Raw genomic sequence first — 14,251 nt, 5'->3', positions numbered from 1 at the left:
AGCCACATATTACACGACTATGCACGACGATCATTGCAAGTCCCCTGGCAGGGACCCGCTACATCCTTCATACACCACTTTCGTGATGCATTGCATCGATGATTTGATGTGAAGATTAGTGCATCCGTACACTTTCCTTATCTAAGGAGGTGATCCGACCGCAGGTTCCCCTACGGTCACCTTGTTACGACTTTTCCCTTGTCACGAACCCCAAGTTCGATAACGCCAATCAGACGTCACCTCGCTAAGAGCTCACTTCAATGAAACGACGGGCGGTGTGTGCAAGGAGCAGGGACGTATTCACCGCGCGATAATGACACGCAGTTACTAGGGATTCCATATTCGTGAGGGCGAGTTGCAGCCCTCAGTCATAACTGTGGTAACGTTTGAGGATTACCTCATCCTTTCGGATTCGAAACCCATTGTCGTTACCATTGCAGCCCGCGTGTGGCCCCAGAGTTTCGGGGCATACTGACCTGCCGTGGCCCCTTCCTTCCTCCGCATTAACTGCGGCGGTCCCGCTAATTCGCCCCACTACTCCTGAGAGTAATGGTGGCAACTAGAGGCAGGGATCTCGCTCGTTACCTGACTTAACAGGACATCTCACGGCACGAGCTGGCGACGGCCATGCACCACCTCTCAGCTTGTCTGGTAAAGTCTTCAGCTTGACCTTCATTCTGCTGTCTCTCCGGGTAAGATTTCTGGCGTTGACTCCAATTGAACCGCAGGCTTCACCCCTTGTGGTGCTCCCCCGCCAATTCCTTTAAGTTTCATACTTGCGTACGTACTTCCCAGGCGGCAAACTTAACGGCTTCCCTGCAGCACTGCATTGGCCACAAGCCAATGCATCACTGAGTTTGCATAGTTTACAGCTGGGACTACCCGGGTATCTAATCCGGTTTGCTCCCCCAGCTTTCATCCCTCACCGTCGGACGTGTTCTGGTAGACCGCCTTCGCCACAGGTGGTCATCAATAGATCAAAGGATTTTACCCCTTCCTACCGAGTACCGTCTACCTCTCCCACTCCCTAGCTCTGCAGTATTCCCGGCAGCCTATACGTTGAGCGTATAGATTTAACCGAAAACTTACAGAGCCGGCTACGGATGCTTTAGGCCCAATAATCATCCTGACCACTTGAGGTGCTGGTTTTACCGCGGCGGCTGACACCAGAACTTGCCCACCCCTTATTCAACAGTGTTTCTAGGACTGTCAAAAGGTTCGTTTAGCACAAACCACTCGGATTAACCTTGTCGTGCTTTCGCACATTGCAAAGTTTTCTCGCCTGCTGCGCCCCATAGGGCCTGGGTCCGTGTCTCAGTACCCATCTCCGGGCTACTCCTCTCAGAGCCCGTACCTGTAATAGTCTTGGTGGGCCATTACCTCACCAACAAACTGATAGGCCGCAGTCCCATCCTACGGCGACATTCATTTGGAACACAAACCATTCCAGGTATAGTGTTCTATCGGGCATTATACTCAGTTTCCCGAGGTTATTCCCGTCCATAGGGTAGGTTGACTACGCGTTACTGAGCCGTCTGCCTTGTATTACTACAATGACTCGCATGGCTTAGTATCAATCCGATAGCAGTCAGGTCCGGCAGGATCAACCGGATTCTGAAATTTTTGATTTTGATTATTGAAGTACATTTGTACTTTAATTGGAATTGACGGATGCACATAATCTTCACATCTCAGATATTGATCATTTGATCAAATCCTCATTTTTGTATGCGTAACTGGAGGCCCATGAATCACAAAATGGCATAATACCATACTTCATCACAAGCGCCGCCTATTGCGTTACGTATGCAAAAGGTAACCATGCCAGAATCCATATAAACCATGCGAGAAATTATGCCTGATCGGCCCCATTTCTTGTAAAAATTACAACGTTCTAACTATGCAAAACTATGCAGTTTTGAAATTCTGCTAGGATAACTATGCCAAACTATGCCATTTTCAATAGTTAAAATGATAGATAAGTCTTGAAAGTTTGATTTTGGATTACATCAGAGAATACAAAAAGAAAACAAAGACTTCAGCAAAACTATTTTCAAAATCTGCCAAACTTCATGTCAATGGTGTTTCTCATAACATAAGATTTTATGAACCATATCCATTTGTTGTGAAATCATCTTTAGGAAAAAATTTGATTGATGTTGATGATAACAAGTATACAGATTATTGGATGGGTCATTGGGCTTTGATTTTAGGACACGGTCCAAAAACAGTAAAGAAAAATTTGCAGAAACAAATTGAGAAATCTTGGATGTATGGAACAGTAAATGAGCAGACAATACAATTATCAGAGTTGATTTCTAAAGCAGTCCCAATAGCTGAAAAGATTCGTTATGTTACATCAGGTACTGAAGCTACAATGTATGCAGTAAGACTAGCTCGTTCAGTTTCTGGCAGAAAAATAATTGCCAAGATAGATGGGGGATGGCATGGATATACTTCTGATTTGCTAAAGTCAGTAAACTGGCCATTTTCAGAATCTGAGAGTTCGGGAGTTGTAAATGAAGAACAGATTGTGTCAATTCCTTACAACGACTTGGAAGCATCATTATCCATTTTGAAAAAATATTCTAAAGATTTGGCAGGAGTGATTATTGAGCCAGTTTTAGGTGGAGGGGGATGCATACCAGCAGAGTCAGATTATTTGAAAGGGGTTCAAGAGTTTTGTAAGAAAAATAATTCATTATTCATTCTAGATGAGATTGTAACTGGATTTCGATTCAGATTTGGTTGTCTTTATCCAACAATGAATCTTGATCCTGACATTGTAACTTTGGGTAAAATAGTTGGAGGAGGATTATCAATTGGAGTAATGTGTGGAAGAAAGGAAATCATGGAATTTGCAGATACAACTGGCAAGAAAAAATCTGAGCGAAGTTATGTTGGCGGAGGTACATTTTCTGCAAATCCAGCCTCAATGGTAGCAGGATATTCTACACTAAATCATCTAAAAACAAAAAAAGCAGTTTATTCAAAAATTAACGAGTTAGGTAAATTTGCCAGAAAGGAATTGACCAAAGTATTTGATGGCAAAGTCGCAGTTACTGGAAAAGGTTCTTTGTTTATGACTCATTTTCTAAAAGATGGAATTACAGAAATTTCAAACTCAGTTCAAGCTGCAAAATGTGATGGGAAATTATTAGCAAAATATCATTTTAAGATGATAGCCCATGATGGAATCTTCTTTTTGCCAGGAAAACTTGGTGCAATATCAGATGCACATTCTAAAGAAGACATTAAAAAAATAGTAAAGGCATCTGAAGAATTTACTTGTTAGAATCATTTGGAAAAAATTCTAATTTCCAAGATTTGAGTTTTGAAAAAATTTCCATATATTCAGAGGATTTTACAGTAATGTGAATATGAGCATATAATTCTCCAAATTGGGATTCAAATATCATCCTGCATTCATCTTTGAAAAATGGAACAGAGATTCCAATCTTGATTAATTTTGAGAATTCAAAGTCTTCGATTTGGATTACCTTTTCTTTTATGGTGATTTTTTTGGGTTGAGGGTTTTTTGATATGGTGTCATCTAGTTTCTTTTTTATTTCATCGCTCCACAGAGGAGTATCATGGGGCCATCTGTGAACAAAGACTTTTTCAGCTAGAAAGGAAAATTCAGGCAATATCAGAGTTTATTTTCATGTTTTTATAAAATAAGTGATTCCAAAAATTATGGAAAAGAAAAAAGAGGAGAAAGAGGCCTATGCGACTGAGGACCCAACTAATACAGATGCAAAATCTCAAGAAGACATGGCAAAAGAGGCAATCAAGAAATTCAAATCATTGAATAATTAGCAAAATTAGATAATAGAGAAAAAAGTGAGAAAATTATGGGATTGTTTGGCAAAAAAGAAGACCCCGAAGATTTGATGTATGAAGGAATGGGCATGCTAGAGAAGAACCAACCAAAAGCAGCAATTTCATTTTTCAACAAAGTTCTAAAACAAGAGCCAGAAAATACTGAAGCATTACTCCAAAAAGGACTGGCATTAAACTTGGTAAAAAAATACCAAGATGCAATTACTTGTTTTGATAAACTAATTCAAATCAATCCTAAAGACGCTCAAGCACTAAACAACAGAGGAATATCTATGGCAGAGACTGGAAATATCCAAGGAGCTGCAGAATACTATGACAAGGCAATTGAAGCTGATTCCAAATATGCTTCAGCCTATTTTAACAAAGGCGTTCTACTAGACAAACTCCAAGAACATGAAGAGGCTCTAACTGTTTTAGAAAAAGCAATATCAATTGACCCAAGAAAACCAAACGCTATGATCTACAAAGGTATTGTTTTGGGGAAATTAAAAAGAAATGAAGAAGCCTTGAATTGTTTTTCAAATGTTTGTAAAAAATATCCAAATAATTTGGATGCATTTTTCCAAAAAGGGGTTCAGTTAGCAGAGTTAGGAGAACACAAAAAAGCATTAGATGTTTTTAATGAAATCTCTAAAAAATTCAAAGACAATGTGAATGTCATTTATGCAAAATCACGTAGTATGGCAGCACTTGAGAGATATCCAGAATCACTAGAATTACTAAAGCAAGCAGTATCTGCAAGCCCCAAAGTTATTAGGGCATGGGCAAAAGAAGAACCGGTTTTTACAAAATTACACAGCAATGATCAATTCAGAAAATTAGTTAAATTATAGAATCTTTTTTCTAACTGCATCTATACGAATAATTTCAACTTTCTTGTTTGGGCCAATTACTCTTGCTTCAAATATTGGAACATATAGTTCAGTAATTTCACGCAATACAAATTCTTCAGAAAGTTCTCTAACATCAGTTTCAAGTGGTTTTTTTAGTTGAGATTGAAGTTTGTCTATTGCAGCAGCATATGTGATTTCAGGTTTTTTAACATTGGGTTCGTTTTGTTGTAAAAGTTTCTTTGGATAATTCTCTACAGTTTTAGAATTTACTTTGAATGGGAATTTTATCTCTCTTCCATGATGATCAAATGCAAGTTCATCTTCTTCTTCAACAAACACATGTTCTTCTAATTTTATGTCAATTTTGTTTTTGCCTCTCTTTCCAACAAAGGCTTTCTCAAGTCCAGACTTTGAGCGAGTTTGAAATACACCATCTCCAATTTCAATTTCTTTTACATTTGATGGGACAGAGAGAGTATGAGTTGCCTTTCTATAGTAATCAGCAATGTATTTTCCAGAAACCAACAATATGCACTCATAGTATAGCTTGACAGAATGGATGTGGATTTCTTCCTTTTTTGGTCTAGACAATAATGATGTGAAGGGTTTTGTCTTCTTTTCTTCTACAATTTCAGTTGCTCCTTCTAGTTCAAGATTTTTTCGAAGAACAACAGTCTTTACATCATACGTCTGGGCCAAAACTATTCACAGTACGCAATTCTATCTATTAAACCAATTCTACTAGGAATTAAATAATAGATTTTTCAAACTATATCATGGCAGCAAAAAAGAAAGTCGGATATATTGAGAGATTTTTGAAAAAAGCAGATAAAGCAATTGATGATGGAGTAAAAAGAGCAGACGAGGTTCTAGAAGACGCAGTAGAATTTGGAACAATGACAGCAAAACAAGCAGCAAAAGCAAGTAAAGAGATGCAAAGTAAAGCAAAAAAAGAAAGTGAAAAGTTACACAAAAAAGGTGCCAAAAAAATTGAAGAGGGAATTACTGCTGCAAAAAATGTATCATCAAACACTGAAGAGGATTTAGCAACACTTGAAAAACTAGGAAAACTCAGAAAGGCAGGAGTTCTTACTGAAAAAGAATTTCAGTCAAAGAAAAAGAAAATTCTGGATAAAATTTAGGATGAAAAAAACAAACATTCAAGGAACAAACGATAAAAGAAATGTAAATCCAAAGTGGTTTACATCAAAGACATGGATGAAGGTGTTATCTGAAAAAATTAAATCAACTGACCAAGATATCTATCACGTTCATTTTGAAAAAGGATCTAGAACAAAACTTCATACACACAATGGAAATCAAATATTAATTGCAACTAAAGGCAAAGGCAGTTTGGAAATATTTAGAAAGTATGGAACAACCAAAAACAATTTCAAAATAAAAAAGACTCAAAAAATTACTCTTAATGAAGGAGACATTGTACACATACCAGCAAAAACACTTCACACTCATGGTTCTGTAGATAAGAAAAAGACATTTTCACATATTGCAATAAACATATTGCCACGAAAGAATTCTGAATACAAAACAGTTTGGTGGGAATCAGACTTTAAAACAAAAGCCACTACAATAATCTAAAGATGTCACTGAGAAAAAATTCAGAGATAGAATCAATTCAAGGAAATGAAGGAACCAGCATTAAACAATTTTTTCATCCTCATAATACATTAGGAGGAATAGGATATAGTCTTGCTCAGTTCACTTTGGAACCAAGAAAAAAATCAACACTGCACCAAATGAGATCATCTGAAATTTACTATATCCTTGAAGGCAAAGCAAATTTAAGAATCGATGATGACATTATGGAACTTGGAAAAGATGATTCAGCATATGTCCCGCCAAATGCCAAGCAAAACATTGAAAACATCGGAGAGGGAAATTTGAGATTTTTGTGCATTGTTGAACCAGCATGGAAAGCAGAAGATGAAACCATTTTAGAATAACACACAAGCAATTATTTTTATGATATGACAAATCTCTAAATTTTAGTGAATGCGTATCAGGCCCTAAAGATTCTAGATGTGGATTCGAGTTCATCCCAAGATGAAATAAAGTCAGCCTTTAGAAAAAAAGCACTAGAGCATCATCCAGATAAAAACAAAAAATCGGAAGATGGTGAGTTTATGAAAATTACTGAGGCCTATGAATTTCTAAAAAATAATCATCACCAGAGAAATGATGTCTATCATCATGGAACAACACAGGCAAAACAGAAATCAAATTTCAAAAGAAAACCATGGGGAGCACCAGATGATGAAAAAATTCCAGAACAAGACTGGGGGAAATACACTAAAGAGTTTGAAGAAGGAGATCCTGATTTTTGGAAAGAATATGAGAAAAACTTCTGGGAAGAATATAATGCTAGAGTTCGTGCAGATGGAAAAAATGGAGAATATGAAAAGGCAAAAGAGCCTAAAAAACAGCCCAATCTCTTTGTAGATGTGGATGCAAGTTTGTGTATTGGATGTTGTAGTTGTGAAATAATCGCCCCAGATGTTTTTGAAATAAACAAAGAAAAAATGATGAATCCAAAATCATCAGTGATTAATCAAAAAGGTGCAGGAGTAAACAAGATTATGGATGCAGCCATGACTTGCCCTACAAAAGCAATAATTGTTGAAGATGCAGATACTAAAGAACGAATGTATCCATACTAGTATTAGATTTTTAATTTTTCATAAAGTTCATCGGATTCAGATTCAGATAATTTTACAGTTCCATCAAACATACTGTGTATTGCAGATGCAGAGTCATCAGATGATCTTGGAACTAAATGTACGTGAACATGAGGTACTTCTTGTCCAGCTTCTTTTCCATTATGAACTGCAACCAGAGTTGCACCAGTAATAGAATCAACTTTTGAAATCATCGTATGTACAAGAGAAAATAAATCAGTATTTTCATCATTTGACATGTCTTGAATTTTTTCGTGATGATTTTTTGGGATTACTAAGACATGTCCCTTTGCAAGAGGAAATGCATCTAGAAACGAAATGGAGTTAGAAGTTTCCCCAAGAATTTTAGATGGGATTTCCTTTGCAATGATTTTACAAAATATACAATCCATGGTATTTCATATTTTTTTTAATATTAAATCATTAATCATGGTTCAGTAATTGTAGCCCATGCTAAACCTTCACCATACGTAATAGTTACTACATCACCAGGTTGTGCAATACAGTTTTCGATAGTTTTAGGAATATCATCACTGGTTTCAACATAACATACTCCATTATCATTACTCAAAATTTTAACTTCTTCAGAAACATCTTCTCGAATTAAATTCCAAAATGGGAAAACTATAGTGGATAATACCAATCCTGCAACTACAAAAGCACCTCCAAAAACTAATCCAGCCTTTTGACTTGAGCTAAGTTCCATCCTACCAAGTACCGCCATCGCCTGAATTAGGATCTAATTTCTTTGCAGGGACATTTCCATGTGCTTTTTTCATATGTCTTTTCAGGCGCTCGGGATCATGTAGTTCTGTACCACAAGTATCACATTTTGTTTTACTATCATTGTCTTTGTTACGTTTGAACAAACCCATATTTTCTTAAAATTTTGAAATACATTATAAAGGATACGTGATTTTTGGAAAAACATGACGATAAAAAATATCACTGTTTTGGGTTCAGGAGTAATGGGACACGGTATTGCTCAAGTTTCAGCAACTGCAGGGTACAATATTGTTCTAAGAGACATTAAACAAGAATTTTTGGATAAAGCAATGGAGAAAATAAGATGGAGTTTAGATAAACTAGTTTCAAAAGAAAAAATTTCAAAAGAAGAAGGAGATGCAATTTTTAACAGAATCAAACCAGTAGTGGATTTGAAAGAAGCAGTAAAAGACGCAGAACTAGTAATCGAAGTTGTTCCAGAGATTATGGATTTAAAGAAAAAAGTGTATGCAGAACTAGACGAGGTAGCAGCACCAGAAGTTATCTTTGCATCAAATACAAGCACTCTACCAATTACAGAGATTGCAAACACCACATCAAGACCAGAGAGATTCATTGGAATTCATTTCTTTAATCCTCCACAATTAATGAAATTAGTAGAAGTGATTCCAGGTGAAAAAACAGCTCAAGAGATTACTGATTTAACAAAAGATTATGTAAAATCAGTTAACAAACAAGCAGTTCTATGTAGAAAAGATGTTCCAGGTTTTATCATTAATAGATTATTTATCCCAATGGTTCATGAAGCATGTTTTGTTAAAGATAGAACTAGTGCAACTCTTGAAGAAATTGATTCAGCAGTAAAATTCAAACTAGGATTTCCAATGGGAATATTTGAACTAGCAGACTTTACAGGTATGGATGTTATTCACAAAGCAACAGTGGAGATGCATTTGAGAGACAAAAAGGTGATCAACCCACATCCGCTAGTTGAAAAAATGTTTGATGAGAAAAAATTAGGACAAAAATCAGGTGAAGGGTATTACAAATATTCTGATGACAAATATGAGAGAGTTACACTGTCTGAAGAATTAGCAGAAAAATGTAATCCAATTCAACTTGTTGCAAATATTCTAAACAATGCAGCATGGCTTGTAACAAATGGTGCAAGTGACATTGATGAAATCGAAAAAGCTGCTCAGTTAGGACTAGGGCTAAAAAAGCCATTATTTGAGACTGCAAAAGAGATAGGCATCAAAAATATTGTAGATGAGTTAAACAAACTTGCCGAAGAACACGGTGAGTTTTACAAACCAGATCCATTACTTGTATCTATGCAGTAAATCAAGTAATTCCTAAATGCTCTTTGATTTTACTAATATCTTCTCCAAGCATTGTAATTTGACTGCTTAATGCCCAAACAGAATTTCGTGATTGAATGTTTTGATTATTCAGGTATTTTACCAAAGTCATTGTAAATTCAGAGTTGTTTGTTTTCTCAAGATATGATATAATCTCATCAATCATTTGTGGTGGCAGTCCCTTGTCTAATTTGTCAATGAGTTGTTTGCACTCTTCATCATTTTGAATTGCCATTAAGGTAGATACACACTTTTGATTAAATAATATTATGCAGAAATTAATTTTATAATTTTCTCAACAGCTTCTTGAGGTGTGTCTACACCTATTATTTTGACATTTTCTCTATGATCTAAATATCCATCAATATATTGTTCTACAGAACCATGAAGATTTCTAATTGCAACCATTGGTTTTTTGGACATGTATGATGCACAAACCTCCGACAAGGTTCCAGAACCGCCACCAATAATTATCACACCATCAGCACTCAAGGCATTAAGAAAATCACGTGTGAATCCCATTCCAGTAGGAATTACAATATCACAGAATTCATTAGCCTCAGAAGCATCATCTTGAGGAATTATTCCAACAGTCAAACCTCCCATATCCTTTGCACCATGAGATGCTGCAGTCATTACTCCACCCAACCCACCTGTAATCAATACAGAATTAGATTTTGCAATCTCTGATCCAACTTCATAAGCAATTCTTTCATGTTCAGGAGTACAACCATTGGTATTATTACCAATAACTAAGATCTGACGTTTTTTGGCCACATCAAATATTGATAAATTGGTTTGAAATATCTTCCGAGAGAAAAGGATATTAGTAAAAAATACTATTGGCATGCATGGAACGACGTTCAATGCCAGTATGTTTTACTGAAAAACAATACAAAATGATCGAAGAATATGCCAAGAGAAACGGTATGCTCAATGCAAGCCAAGCTCTTGAAAAACTTCTAAGTCAATAAACGCTTTTTTGTTATTTTTATTTTGTTTACATTTATAGAATAAGCTGTATTAGGGAGATTTGAAATGGGATTATTTAGTAAAAAACCATCACATTGCACTATTTGTAATAAAGAACTAACTCACAAACACAAACCAAAAAGAGAATGGAATATCAAAGGTCCACTTTGTGGAGATTGTCATTTTGACAAACAAAAAGAGTACTATGAAGGAAAAGTAAGGCAACCATGTGTTGAATGTGGTAAAACTCAGAAAATTACAGATTTGTGGGAACCAAGATGGCAATGGGATATGGAAGGTCTGCTCTGCAAACCATGTTTTGATAAAAAAGAAGAATCCCATGGAAAAAAGAAAAACTTTTGTTCATTATGTGGAGGTAAAATGGGATTAATCAGATATAATCCAAAAGGAAAATGGAAGATTGATGGTCAGTTGTGCAGAACATGTTGGGATAAAAAAAAGGCAGAGTTAGGATAACAATTGGGTTTTTTTAAGAAAATTAAATGCGACATTTGCAATAGTAAGTTTTCAAAACAAGAAGAGTTGATGAATCACAAACAAATTGTTCACGGAAAAGATTTGCAGTATGATTGCAAAGAATGTAACAAGTTTTTTTCAAATATGGAAGATATGAGAACCCATTTACAAAAAGAACACAGTTACAAAAAAGACAGATAACTAAATTGCTTTAACTGTTTTAACTACTGGAGGTCTTACTTTGGTAAATACTCTGAATCCACAGATACATTTGATTTCAGGTAATCTAGATAGTTCAGTGTTTGAAACCATTGTTCCACATCTAAGACAAGAATAGTTTACATCAAATGTCTCAACAGGTGTTTCTTCTACTTCATCAAAGTTTTCTTCAGCCATGTTTATCATCAAAATTTCTGTAATTTAGAGATTATGTTAAGGAGAGTTCAATGTATACGTCATCAGGGATTTTTAGTCTCATTAATTGTCTGATTGCTTTATCATCAGCATTGATATTGATAATTCTTCTATGCATTTTCATCTCCCATTTTTCATAGGTTTCAGTTCCACTACCACATGGGGATTTTCTAGTTGCAACATGGAGTCTTTTTACAGGAAGTGGGGTTGGACCCTTTACCTTAACACCGGTTTTTTTACCGATACCCATGATTTCCCCACATACTCCGTCTAATTTTGGTAGACTAGTTGATGTGAGTTTTACACGGGCGGTTTGAGTCATAAAAAATCCGCCTATGGTTTGTACTCTTCGGTAATTTCCTTAACGATTCCTGCTGCGATAGTTGCACCCATATCTCTAAGGGCGAATCTACCCATCTCAGGGAATTCTTGGAATGTTTCAATACAAGTTGGTCTTACCGGTCTAATTTTTACAATTGCAGAATCACCAACTTTGAGGAACTTTGGGTTTTCTTCCTCAACGGCACCAGTTGCTGGGTTGATCTTTTGTAAGAACTCAGTAACGGTTGCTGCAACTTGTGCAGTGTGTGCGTGCATAACTGGAGTGTAACCAGGTGCAATTGCTGTTGGGTGATGAATTACAATAATTTGTGCTTTGAATTCTTTTGCAACATTTGGTGGAGCGTCAGGGGTTCCTAGAACATCGCCTCTTTTGATATCTTTCTTTTCAACACCTCTAAGGTTGAAACCAATGTTATCACCTGCTTCTGCAGATGGCATCTCTGTGTGGTGAGTCTCAATAGATTTGATTTCACCAGGAGCACCTGAAGGCATTACAACAATTTTGTCGCCTGCTTTCATAACTCCTGTTTCAACTCTACCTACAGGTACTGTTCCGACACCAGTGATAGTGTAAACGTCTTGAATTGGAACACGTAATGGTTTACCAGTTGGTTTTTCAGATACTGTAAAGTCATCAAATGCTTCAAGTAGTGTTTTACCAGAGTACCATGGCATATTCTCAGATTTTTTAACCAAGTTATCGCCTTTCCATCCAGAAACTGGAATGAATGGTACGTTTTCTAGTTTGTAACCTACAGATTTAACTAATTTTTCGCCTTTTTCTTTGGCTGTTTTGAATGCTTCTTCAGAATAGTTGCTATCATCCATCTTGTTGATTGCAACAATTAGTTGGCCTACACCTAAAGTCTTGAGCAAGAATGCGTGTTCTCTTGCTTGACCACCTGCAGCAATTGCAGTGTCAGTTTCACCCTCTTTTGCGGATAGTACTAGAATGGCGGCATCTGCTTCAGAAGCACCAGTAATCATGTTTTTAATAAAGTCCCTGTGACCAGGAGCGTCAATCAAAGTAAAGAAGTACTTTGGAGACTCAAACTTTTGGAATGCAAGATCGATTGTAATACCTCTCTCTCTTTCATCCTTAATGTTATCCATAACCCATGCATACTTGAAAGTATCACCTTTTCCGGTCTTCTCGGATTCGGATGCATGTGCTGCAATTGTTCTTTCATCTACAACTCCAAGATCCATCAAGAAATGACCCATAGTTGTTGATTTTCCATTATCAATATGACCTGTAACAATCAGGTTCAAGTGTGGTTTATCTGCCATGTAGAGTGCGTATCTGAGGGCATTTATTACTGTTATGAATTTTTGAAAAAAAATCTAAAATTTTTCAATTAATTTCAGATCAGACGACTTTGCTAAAAGCACATAAATCAAAGGTCCAAAAATGGAAGATATGAAAATTACAGTTTCAGTTATCAAAGCCGATGTTGGCGGTGTTGGAGGACATACAAAACCTAGTGACGGATTATTAGACGCAATAAAAAATACCGTCAAAAATTCAGCAGATTTGCTTATCGATTATTACATAGGATATTGTGGAGATGATACTCATATCGTAATGTCTCATACTCATGGTGTGGACAATGAAAAAATTCACAAAATGGCATGGGATGCATTCATGGCAGGAACTCAAGTTGCAAAAGAAGAGGGACTGTATGGTGCGGGACAAGACTTGCTCAAAGATTCATTTTCTGGAAACGTAAAAGGAATGGGTCCAGGAGTTGCAGAGATGGAATTTGAAGAAAGGCCAAATGAGGCATTCACAGTATTTGCAGCAGATAAAACAGAACCAGGTGCATTCAACTATCCAATTTATAGAATGTTTGTAGATGCACTAAGTAACACAGGATTAATTGTAAACAAGAGTCTTGCAGACGGAGTAAAAATCAACATTATGGATGTGGAAAAAGCTCAGATTGCAGAATTAGAGTTATGGCAAGACAAGCCAACAATTGAAGCCGCATTAATGTATCCAGGAAGATATGTTGTAGATTCAGTTACAACAAAAGATGGTGAACCAATTCTAGCAGCTTCAACTGACAGATTACATAACATTGCAGGGACATATGTTGGAAAAGACGATCCAATTTGTGTTGTTAGAACACAAAAAAAGTTCCCAGCAACTGAAGAGGTAGGAAGTGTATTTAACAATCCACACTTTGTTGCAGGAAATACAAGAGGTAGTCACAACATGCCATTAATGCCTGTAAAACTAAACTCTGCAGCTACAATCAACTTTTGTATTCCAATAGTAGAAGCACTTGTCTTTAGTATGCATAATGGAAAGTTTACTGGACCATTTGACGGATTCTCAACTCCAGATTGGGATCTAATCAGAGAAAGAGCAACAGAAAAAGCTATGGCAATCAGAAGTCAAGGATTCATCCACCCAGCAACACTTGTTCCATCAGAATTAGAATACGCAGAAGGATACAGAGCTAGAATGGATGTTCTTGAAAGTAAGATGAAACCAATGGAAGGAACTACATCCAGCGGCGACAGAAAAGAGAATTACGAAGATCCAGATTAGTCATTACAAAATCTGCAAATCATAAGAAAT

At 36.5% G+C, this 14,251-nt stretch carries 22 protein-coding genes and 1 rRNA gene; 12 read left to right on the top strand and 11 right to left on the bottom strand.

Translation table 11 applies throughout. The features are described 5' to 3' along the window. Positions 1-144 precede the first annotated feature (144 nt). Positions 145-1,614, bottom strand: a 16S ribosomal RNA gene (locus ACX12B_RS05750). A 379-nt stretch (positions 1,615-1,993) separates the two neighbouring features. On the opposite strand from ACX12B_RS05750, the gene ACX12B_RS05745 reads away from it, so the two are divergent. Further along, positions 1,994-3,295: an aspartate aminotransferase family protein gene (locus tag ACX12B_RS05745; RefSeq protein WP_459353087.1), complete on the top strand. Its 1,302-nt coding sequence runs from the start codon at positions 1,994-1,996 to the stop codon at positions 3,293-3,295. Here the strand turns inward: ACX12B_RS05745 and ACX12B_RS05740 are convergent. Further along, positions 3,285-3,647 carry a hypothetical protein gene (locus ACX12B_RS05740; protein ID WP_459353086.1) on the bottom strand — a complete coding sequence of 121 codons (363 nt, stop codon included), beginning with the start codon at positions 3,645-3,647 and terminating at the stop codon, positions 3,285-3,287. The genes ACX12B_RS05745 and ACX12B_RS05740 overlap by 11 nt on opposite strands. Positions 3,648-3,696: 49 nt before the next feature. On the opposite strand from ACX12B_RS05740, the gene ACX12B_RS05735 reads away from it, so the two are divergent. Continuing rightward, positions 3,697-3,819 (top strand): hypothetical protein, encoded by a 123-nt coding sequence (locus ACX12B_RS05735; RefSeq protein ID WP_459353085.1) that lies wholly within the window; start codon positions 3,697-3,699, stop codon positions 3,817-3,819. A 35-nt stretch (positions 3,820-3,854) separates the two neighbouring features. Then, complete coding sequence (locus ACX12B_RS05730; protein WP_459353084.1) at positions 3,855-4,676, top strand: tetratricopeptide repeat protein; 822 nt, start codon at positions 3,855-3,857, stop codon at positions 4,674-4,676. Here the strand turns inward: ACX12B_RS05730 and ACX12B_RS05725 are convergent. After that, positions 4,671-5,375: a hypothetical protein gene (locus ACX12B_RS05725; protein ID WP_459353083.1), complete on the bottom strand. Its 705-nt coding sequence runs from the start codon at positions 5,373-5,375 to the stop codon at positions 4,671-4,673. The genes ACX12B_RS05730 and ACX12B_RS05725 overlap by 6 nt on opposite strands. A gap of 77 nt (positions 5,376-5,452) precedes the next feature. Here ACX12B_RS05725 and ACX12B_RS05720 point away from each other — a divergent pair, with 77 nt between their 5' ends. From ACX12B_RS05720 to ACX12B_RS05705, 4 genes are read left to right on the top strand one after another with little or no spacing between them, the layout of a single operon-like run. Further along, positions 5,453-5,818 carry an SHOCT domain-containing protein gene (locus ACX12B_RS05720; protein WP_459353082.1) on the top strand — a complete coding sequence of 122 codons (366 nt, stop codon included), beginning with the start codon at positions 5,453-5,455 and terminating at the stop codon, positions 5,816-5,818. A gap of 1 nt (position 5,819) precedes the next feature. Then, on the top strand, positions 5,820-6,275 hold the full coding sequence (locus ACX12B_RS05715; RefSeq protein ID WP_459353081.1) for a cupin domain-containing protein: 456 nt from the start codon (positions 5,820-5,822) through the stop codon (positions 6,273-6,275). Between the two features lie 2 nt (positions 6,276-6,277). Then, on the top strand, positions 6,278-6,640 hold the full coding sequence (locus tag ACX12B_RS05710; RefSeq protein WP_459353080.1) for a cupin domain-containing protein: 363 nt from the start codon (positions 6,278-6,280) through the stop codon (positions 6,638-6,640). Positions 6,641-6,685: 45 nt separating this feature from the next. Further along, positions 6,686-7,354, top strand: a complete 669-nt coding sequence (locus ACX12B_RS05705) for a DnaJ domain-containing protein (RefSeq protein WP_459353079.1) — start codon at positions 6,686-6,688, stop codon at positions 7,352-7,354. A gap of 2 nt (positions 7,355-7,356) precedes the next feature. Here ACX12B_RS05705 and ACX12B_RS05700 read toward each other — a convergent pair whose 3' ends face one another. The 3 genes from ACX12B_RS05700 to ACX12B_RS05690 are packed head-to-tail and all read right to left on the bottom strand — an operon-like array spanning position 7,357 to position 8,247. Next, on the bottom strand, positions 7,357-7,764 hold the full coding sequence (locus ACX12B_RS05700) for an HIT family protein (RefSeq protein ID WP_459353078.1): 408 nt from the start codon (positions 7,762-7,764) through the stop codon (positions 7,357-7,359). Positions 7,765-7,799: 35 nt separating this feature from the next. Further along, the gene (locus tag ACX12B_RS05695; protein ID WP_459353077.1) at positions 7,800-8,078 is read right to left on the bottom strand and encodes a hypothetical protein; all 279 of its coding nucleotides are present in this window, start codon (positions 8,076-8,078) and stop codon (positions 7,800-7,802) included. A gap of 1 nt (position 8,079) precedes the next feature. Further along, positions 8,080-8,247, bottom strand: coding sequence for a hypothetical protein (locus ACX12B_RS05690; protein WP_459353076.1), 168 nt, complete (start codon positions 8,245-8,247; stop codon positions 8,080-8,082). 54 nt (positions 8,248-8,301) lie between these two features. Between ACX12B_RS05690 and ACX12B_RS05685 the strand changes: the two genes are divergently transcribed. After that, the gene (locus tag ACX12B_RS05685; RefSeq protein WP_459353075.1) at positions 8,302-9,441 is read left to right on the top strand and encodes a 3-hydroxyacyl-CoA dehydrogenase; all 1,140 of its coding nucleotides are present in this window, start codon (positions 8,302-8,304) and stop codon (positions 9,439-9,441) included. A gap of 1 nt (position 9,442) precedes the next feature. Here the strand turns inward: ACX12B_RS05685 and ACX12B_RS05680 are convergent, their stop codons facing one another. Both ACX12B_RS05680 and ACX12B_RS05675 read right to left on the bottom strand, forming a co-directional pair. Continuing rightward, on the bottom strand, positions 9,443-9,694 hold the full coding sequence (locus tag ACX12B_RS05680) for a hypothetical protein (RefSeq protein WP_459353074.1): 252 nt from the start codon (positions 9,692-9,694) through the stop codon (positions 9,443-9,445). 32 nt (positions 9,695-9,726) lie between these two features. Beyond that, complete coding sequence (locus tag ACX12B_RS05675; RefSeq protein WP_459353073.1) at positions 9,727-10,236, bottom strand: TIGR00725 family protein; 510 nt, start codon at positions 10,234-10,236, stop codon at positions 9,727-9,729. Between the two features lie 74 nt (positions 10,237-10,310). Here ACX12B_RS05675 and ACX12B_RS05670 point away from each other — a divergent pair, with 74 nt between their 5' ends. From ACX12B_RS05670 to ACX12B_RS05660, 3 genes are all read left to right on the top strand, one after another. Then, positions 10,311-10,433, top strand: coding sequence for a hypothetical protein (locus tag ACX12B_RS05670; protein WP_459353072.1), 123 nt, complete (start codon positions 10,311-10,313; stop codon positions 10,431-10,433). Positions 10,434-10,497: 64 nt separating this feature from the next. Then, on the top strand, positions 10,498-10,908 hold the full coding sequence (locus ACX12B_RS05665; protein WP_459353071.1) for a hypothetical protein: 411 nt from the start codon (positions 10,498-10,500) through the stop codon (positions 10,906-10,908). Between the two features lie 3 nt (positions 10,909-10,911). After that, entirely contained in the window at positions 10,912-11,109 is a 198-nt protein-coding gene (locus tag ACX12B_RS05660) for a C2H2-type zinc finger protein (protein ID WP_459353070.1), read from the top strand. Here ACX12B_RS05660 and ACX12B_RS05655 read toward each other — a convergent pair whose 3' ends face one another. From ACX12B_RS05655 to tuf, 3 genes are read right to left on the bottom strand one after another with little or no spacing between them, the layout of a single operon-like run. After that, complete coding sequence (locus ACX12B_RS05655) at positions 11,110-11,313, bottom strand: TFIIB-type zinc ribbon-containing protein (RefSeq protein ID WP_012215415.1); 204 nt, start codon at positions 11,311-11,313, stop codon at positions 11,110-11,112. A 22-nt stretch (positions 11,314-11,335) separates the two neighbouring features. Beyond that, complete coding sequence (rpsJ, locus tag ACX12B_RS05650; protein ID WP_008299200.1) at positions 11,336-11,644, bottom strand: 30S ribosomal protein S10; 309 nt, start codon at positions 11,642-11,644, stop codon at positions 11,336-11,338. 11 nt (positions 11,645-11,655) lie between these two features. After that, positions 11,656-12,954, bottom strand: coding sequence for a translation elongation factor EF-1 subunit alpha (gene tuf / locus ACX12B_RS05645; RefSeq protein WP_459353069.1), 1,299 nt, complete (start codon positions 12,952-12,954; stop codon positions 11,656-11,658). A gap of 130 nt (positions 12,955-13,084) precedes the next feature. Here tuf and fbp point away from each other — a divergent pair, with 130 nt between their 5' ends. Continuing rightward, positions 13,085-14,221, top strand: a complete 1,137-nt coding sequence (gene fbp / locus ACX12B_RS05640; protein ID WP_459353143.1) for a fructose-1,6-bisphosphate aldolase/phosphatase — start codon at positions 13,085-13,087, stop codon at positions 14,219-14,221. Positions 14,222-14,251 lie beyond the last annotated feature (30 nt).

The sequence above is a fragment of the Nitrosopumilus sp. S6 genome (assembly GCF_054515815.1).
This window is presented reverse-complemented; position numbering and strand designations above follow the sequence as displayed.

Excerpts from the sequence above, each read along its gene's own strand:
- ACX12B_RS05700 (WP_459353078.1), bottom strand. The coding sequence starts at position 7,764 with ATGGATTGTATATTTTGTAAAATCATTGCAAAGGAAATCCCATCTAAA.
- ACX12B_RS05665 (WP_459353071.1), top strand. The coding sequence starts at position 10,498 with ATGGGATTATTTAGTAAAAAACCATCACATTGCACTATTTGTAATAAA.
- rpsJ (WP_008299200.1), bottom strand. The coding sequence starts at position 11,644 with ATGACTCAAACCGCCCGTGTAAAACTCACATCAACTAGTCTACCAAAA.
- ACX12B_RS05670 (WP_459353072.1), top strand. The coding sequence starts at position 10,311 with ATGGAACGACGTTCAATGCCAGTATGTTTTACTGAAAAACAATACAAA.
- ACX12B_RS05655 (WP_012215415.1), bottom strand. The coding sequence starts at position 11,313 with ATGATAAACATGGCTGAAGAAAACTTTGATGAAGTAGAAGAAACACCT.
- ACX12B_RS05720 (WP_459353082.1), top strand. The coding sequence starts at position 5,453 with ATGGCAGCAAAAAAGAAAGTCGGATATATTGAGAGATTTTTGAAAAAA.
- ACX12B_RS05710 (WP_459353080.1), top strand. The coding sequence starts at position 6,278 with ATGTCACTGAGAAAAAATTCAGAGATAGAATCAATTCAAGGAAATGAA.
- tuf (WP_459353069.1), bottom strand. The coding sequence starts at position 12,954 with ATGGCAGATAAACCACACTTGAACCTGATTGTTACAGGTCATATTGAT.
- ACX12B_RS05695 (WP_459353077.1), bottom strand. The coding sequence starts at position 8,078 with ATGGAACTTAGCTCAAGTCAAAAGGCTGGATTAGTTTTTGGAGGTGCT.
- fbp (WP_459353143.1), top strand. The coding sequence starts at position 13,085 with ATGAAAATTACAGTTTCAGTTATCAAAGCCGATGTTGGCGGTGTTGGA.
- ACX12B_RS05735 (WP_459353085.1), top strand. The coding sequence starts at position 3,697 with ATGGAAAAGAAAAAAGAGGAGAAAGAGGCCTATGCGACTGAGGACCCA.
- ACX12B_RS05715 (WP_459353081.1), top strand. The coding sequence starts at position 5,820 with ATGAAAAAAACAAACATTCAAGGAACAAACGATAAAAGAAATGTAAAT.
- ACX12B_RS05730 (WP_459353084.1), top strand. The coding sequence starts at position 3,855 with ATGGGATTGTTTGGCAAAAAAGAAGACCCCGAAGATTTGATGTATGAA.
- ACX12B_RS05690 (WP_459353076.1), bottom strand. The coding sequence starts at position 8,247 with ATGGGTTTGTTCAAACGTAACAAAGACAATGATAGTAAAACAAAATGT.
- ACX12B_RS05680 (WP_459353074.1), bottom strand. The coding sequence starts at position 9,694 with ATGGCAATTCAAAATGATGAAGAGTGCAAACAACTCATTGACAAATTA.
- ACX12B_RS05685 (WP_459353075.1), top strand. The coding sequence starts at position 8,302 with ATGACGATAAAAAATATCACTGTTTTGGGTTCAGGAGTAATGGGACAC.